At 36.3% G+C, this 4,374-nt stretch carries 2 protein-coding genes and 18 tRNA genes; all 20 read left to right on the top strand.

Annotated features, from left to right (window positions below):
• The first annotated feature begins 1 nt into the window (after position 1).
• The 20 genes from AC1Q7N_RS11495 to AC1Q7N_RS11590 all read left to right on the top strand — a co-directional run bounded on the left by AC1Q7N_RS11495 (position 2) and on the right by AC1Q7N_RS11590 (position 4,174).
• Positions 2–77 (top strand) — tRNA-Ala (locus AC1Q7N_RS11495).
• Between the two features lie 24 nt (positions 78–101).
• Positions 102–175: transfer RNA gene (locus AC1Q7N_RS11500), tRNA-Met, on the top strand.
• Between the two features lie 27 nt (positions 176–202).
• Positions 203–276, top strand: a tRNA-Ile gene (locus AC1Q7N_RS11505).
• A 9-nt stretch (positions 277–285) separates the two neighbouring features.
• Positions 286–375: transfer RNA gene (locus tag AC1Q7N_RS11510), tRNA-Ser, on the top strand.
• Positions 376–382: 7 nt separating this feature from the next.
• Positions 383–458, top strand: a tRNA-Asp gene (locus AC1Q7N_RS11515).
• Positions 459–495: 37 nt separating this feature from the next.
• A tRNA-Ser gene (locus AC1Q7N_RS11520) sits at positions 496–588 on the top strand.
• A gap of 11 nt (positions 589–599) precedes the next feature.
• Positions 600–673, top strand: a tRNA-Met gene (locus AC1Q7N_RS11525).
• Between the two features lie 104 nt (positions 674–777).
• Positions 778–850 (top strand) — tRNA-Phe (locus AC1Q7N_RS11530).
• 8 nt (positions 851–858) lie between these two features.
• Positions 859–934: transfer RNA gene (locus AC1Q7N_RS11535), tRNA-Thr, on the top strand.
• A gap of 4 nt (positions 935–938) precedes the next feature.
• Positions 939–1,022, top strand: a tRNA-Tyr gene (locus AC1Q7N_RS11540).
• Positions 1,023–1,030: 8 nt separating this feature from the next.
• Positions 1,031–1,104: transfer RNA gene (locus tag AC1Q7N_RS11545), tRNA-Trp, on the top strand.
• A 2-nt stretch (positions 1,105–1,106) separates the two neighbouring features.
• Positions 1,107–1,179, top strand: a tRNA-His gene (locus AC1Q7N_RS11550).
• Positions 1,180–1,190: 11 nt separating this feature from the next.
• Positions 1,191–1,262 (top strand) — tRNA-Gln (locus AC1Q7N_RS11555).
• 5 nt (positions 1,263–1,267) lie between these two features.
• Positions 1,268–1,341, top strand: a tRNA-Cys gene (locus AC1Q7N_RS11560).
• A gap of 9 nt (positions 1,342–1,350) precedes the next feature.
• Positions 1,351–1,425 (top strand) — tRNA-Gly (locus AC1Q7N_RS11565).
• A 14-nt stretch (positions 1,426–1,439) separates the two neighbouring features.
• Positions 1,440–1,514, top strand: a tRNA-Gly gene (locus AC1Q7N_RS11570).
• Between the two features lie 11 nt (positions 1,515–1,525).
• Positions 1,526–1,600, top strand: a tRNA-Gly gene (locus AC1Q7N_RS11575).
• 40 nt (positions 1,601–1,640) lie between these two features.
• Positions 1,641–1,724: transfer RNA gene (locus AC1Q7N_RS11580), tRNA-Leu, on the top strand.
• Positions 1,725–2,041: 317 nt separating this feature from the next.
• Positions 2,042–2,890, top strand: a complete 849-nt coding sequence (locus tag AC1Q7N_RS11585) for a trypsin-like serine peptidase (protein WP_001829860.1) — start codon at positions 2,042–2,044, stop codon at positions 2,888–2,890.
• 225 nt (positions 2,891–3,115) lie between these two features.
• Complete coding sequence (locus AC1Q7N_RS11590; RefSeq protein WP_002456347.1) at positions 3,116–4,174, top strand: PTS sugar transporter subunit IIC; 1,059 nt, start codon at positions 3,116–3,118, stop codon at positions 4,172–4,174.
• The last annotated feature ends 200 nt before the right edge of the window (positions 4,175–4,374 follow it).

Genomic DNA, 4,374 nt, shown 5'->3' on the forward strand with positions numbered 1-4,374 from the left:
TGGGGGCTTAGCTCAGCTGGGAGAGCGCCTGCTTTGCACGCAGGAGGTCAGCGGTTCGATCCCGCTAGTCTCCACCAATATTAATTTACAAACTACATAACGGCGGTGTAGCTCAGCTGGCTAGAGCGTACGGTTCATACCCGTGAGGTCGGGGGTTCGATCCCCTCCACCGCCACTACTATTAGTTGTATAATTATATTCAGGACCTTTAGCTCAGTTGGTTAGAGCTAACGGCTCATAACCGTTCGGTCGCAGGTTCGAGTCCTGCAAGGTCCATATAATTTTGGAGGAATACCCAAGTCCGGCTGAAGGGATCGGTCTTGAAAACCGACAGGAGCTTAACGGCTCGCGGGGGTTCGAATCCCTCTTCCTCCGTTTTAATGGTCCCGTAGTGTAGCGGTTAACACGCCTGCCTGTCACGCAGGAGATCGCGGGTTCGATTCCCGTCGGGACCGCCATTTATTAAATTTTAATAGTTATTTACCTATAATTTGTGGAGGAATACCCAAGTCCGGCTGAAGGGATCGGTCTTGAAAACCGACAGGGCCTTAACGGGCCGCGGGGGTTCGAATCCCTCTTCCTCCGCCATTAATTATTAGCGCGGGATGGAGCAGTTCGGTAGCTCGTCGGGCTCATAACCCGAAGGTCGGTGGTTCAAATCCGCCTCCCGCAATATTATTGATATGGGTTTCGTGATGAAACAGTTGATATGCATATTGTTTTTTAGAACATACATGACTCAGTTTTCAAAGAGGTGTCATTACGATTTCTTATTTTGGTTCAGTAGCTCAGTTGGTAGAGCAATGGATTGAAGCTCCATGTGTCGGCAGTTCGATTCTGTCCTGAACCATACCTATAGCCGGCCTAGCTCAATTGGTAGAGCAACTGACTTGTAATCAGTAGGTTGGGGGTTCAAGTCCTCTGGCCGGCACCATTTTGGAGGGGTAGCGAAGTGGCTAAACGCGGCGGACTGTAAATCCGCTCCTTCGGGTTCGGCAGTTCGAATCTGCCCCCCTCCACCATCTTATATAGGGGCATAGTTCAACGGTAGAATAGAGGTCTCCAAAACCTTTGATGTGGGTTCGATTCCTACTGCCCCTGCCATGGCGGTTGTGGCGAAGTGGTTAACGCATCGGATTGTGGTTCCGACACTCGAGGGTTCGATTCCCTTCAACCGCCCTTTATATTAATGGGCTATAGCCAAGCGGTAAGGCAACGGACTTTGACTCCGTCATGCGCTGGTTCGAATCCAGCTAGCCCAGTTATTGGCGGCATAGCCAAGTGGTAAGGCAGAGGTCTGCAAAACCTTTATCACCGGTTCAAATCCGGTTGCCGCCTCCAGGTTATTATGCGGGAGTAGTTCAACTCTTAGAACACATTCCTTCCCGGAATGAGATATAGGTGTAAATCCTATCTTCCGCTCCAAATTTTAATATTATGCGGGAGTAGTTCAACTCTCAGAACACATTCCTTCCCGGAATGAGATATAGGTGCAAATCCTATCTTCCGCTCCAATTTTAAATATGCGGGAGTAGTTCAACTCTCAGAACACATTCCTTCCCGGAATGAGATATAGGTGTAAATCCTATCTTCCGCTCCATTATTCACTTCCATTGGGAAGTTTTTTGTTTATATATTGAGCCGGTGTGGCGGAATTGGCAGACGCGCGGGACTCAAAATCCCGTTCCTTTATTGGAGTGTCGGTTCGATCCCGACCACCGGTATACATTTATATTTTTAGAGTGAAACCATTGTAAATTTAATGTTTTCACTCTTTTTTTATTTATTTAAGCGCTAATTGTTATTTATCATTTGATAGTCTCAAAAATTTTATTAATGAGTAAGTTACTAATAATTGTGTCCAAATTCTTATAAAAAATATTTTAAAAAATAAATATAATATTTAATATAATGTAAACAGATGGGGTTTTTATTTTAACATTTAGGCATTTAATCACATATTTTATCAGTTTATATATATAATTTAATTGTAACAGCTGTTATTAAAAAAATAAATTTTATAATTTTTGGAGGTTATCATATGAAAAAGAGATTTTTATCTATATGTACAATGACAATTGCAGCGTTAGCAACTACTACAATGGTAAATACTTCTTATGCAAAAACCGATACAGAAAGCCATAATCATTCCTCACTTGGCACAGAAAACAAAAATGTTTTAGATATTAATAGTTCGAGTCATAATATCAAACCAAGTCAAAATAAAAGTTACCCAAGTGTAATATTACCTAATAATAATAGACATCAAATTTTTAATACTACACAAGGTCATTATGATGCTGTTAGTTTTATTTATATACCAATAGATGGTGGATATATGAGTGGTTCAGGTGTTGTTGTAGGTGAAAATGAAATATTAACTAATAAACACGTTGTTAATGGAGCTAAGGGTAATCCAAGAAATATTAGTGTCCATCCTTCAGCTAAAAATGAAAATGATTATCCTAATGGCAAATTTGTGGGTCAAGAAATCATACCGTATCCTGGTAATAGTGATTTAGCAATCTTAAGAGTGTCACCAAACGAACATAATCAACATATTGGTCAAGTAGTTAAACCTGCAACTATAAGTAGCAATACAGACACTAGAATTAATGAAAACATCACTGTTACTGGTTACCCTGGTGACAAACCATTAGCCACAATGTGGGAAAGTGTAGGTAAAGTTGTCTATATTGGTGGCGAGGAATTAAGATATGACCTAAGTACTGTAGGTGGAAACTCTGGATCTCCAGTATTTAATGGTAAAAATCAAGTTATTGGAATACATTATGGTGGCGTAGATAATAAATACAATAGCAGTGTTTATATTAATGATTTCGTTCAACAATTCCTAAGAAACAATATACCTGATATAAATATTCAGTAATTAAATTTAGTTTTTATAAAATATATATAACATATGCGTCCAAGGTTAAATATATAATTTAACCTTGGATGTTTTTTTATCAAATAAGTAAATGCTAAATATTATCCCTATTAAGTATAAATGCTCAAATTTCTTTAATTATTGACATGAAATTTGATATTAAATGATTGTTTATATTTCGTTTCTATAATACGATTAATTTAATGTTTTAAATGGAGGTTTAACATGAGTCATTCGCAAATAAATGGAAAGCGATTTTTTAACAACATTTTGAATGCAGTAGGAGCAGGGGTAGTTATTGCACTGTTACCTAATGCCTTATTAGGTGAATTATTAAAATTCTTCAAAGAAGGTAATCATGTACTAGAAACGATTTTTCAGCTAGTAACAATCATACAATCTTTTATGGCTTTTATTATAGGGGTTCTTGCTGCGCACCAATTTAAATTTAAAGGTACAGGTGCTGCAATTATTGGTATTTCAGCAATGCTAGGTTCTGGAGCTGTACACTATAATGGACAAACAATTGAATTAAAAGGAATTGGAGATATTATAAATGTAATTTTAGTAGTTATATTAGCGTGTTTCATTTATATGTTTTTAGAGGGGAAATTAGGTTCCTTAGAAATGATTATTTTACCCGTTTTAGTTCCTGTAATTAGTGGATTAATAGGGTTATTAACATTACCTTACGTTCAAGTTATTACGCAGTCACTAGGAAAATTAGTAAACAGGTTTACAGAATTAAATCCATTATTAATGTCTATATTAATTTGTGTAACATTTTCTTTATTAATGGTAACTCCAATCTCGTTAGTTGCTATAGCAACAGCAATTAACCTTACTGGTTTAGGAAGTGGTGCTGCAAATATGGGAATAGTTGCAGCTTGTGTAACCTTTTTATTTGGATCTTTAAGAGTTAATTCTCTTGGAGTTAACGTGGTATTACTCATAGGTGCTGCTAAAATGATGATTCCTGTGTACTTAAAGCATTTAATTATAGCCATACCATTGACAATTAATGGAGTCATATGTGGTATAATTGCTTATATTTTAAAAATTAAAGGGACTGCACTATCTGCTGGCTTTGGTTATACTGGATTGGTTGGTCCCATCAATGCATTAAACCGTATGTCGGGAAATCCATCTATGAATATTATTTTATTAATTATTGGATATTTCGTGATACCATTTGCAGGTGCCTTTATTGTACACAAAATTTGTAAAAAAGTATTAAGTACATACAGTGATGAAATATATAAATTTGAAATCTCAAAAGATTAATTTTAATTATTATATTAGGAATCAGTATATGATATGTAACAAACTCTTTACTTTTTTTAAGGTAAAAGTTGAAATTTGAATAACTTAATGAATATATTTATTAAGTTTAGATAGTATAAAAATGAGTTCGGGACATAAAGTATCTGGATAAGTGAAAAAAGACAATTTCTATTGAAATAATATAGAAATTGTCTTTTTTA

The organism is Staphylococcus sp. GW823-FHT05F06, assembly GCF_058795495.1.

Coding starts and splice junctions, on each gene's coding strand:
- AC1Q7N_RS11590 (WP_002456347.1), top strand. CDS start 3,116: ATGAGTCATTCGCAAATAAATGGAAAGCGATTTTTTAACAACATTTTG.
- AC1Q7N_RS11585 (WP_001829860.1), top strand. CDS start 2,042: ATGAAAAAGAGATTTTTATCTATATGTACAATGACAATTGCAGCGTTA.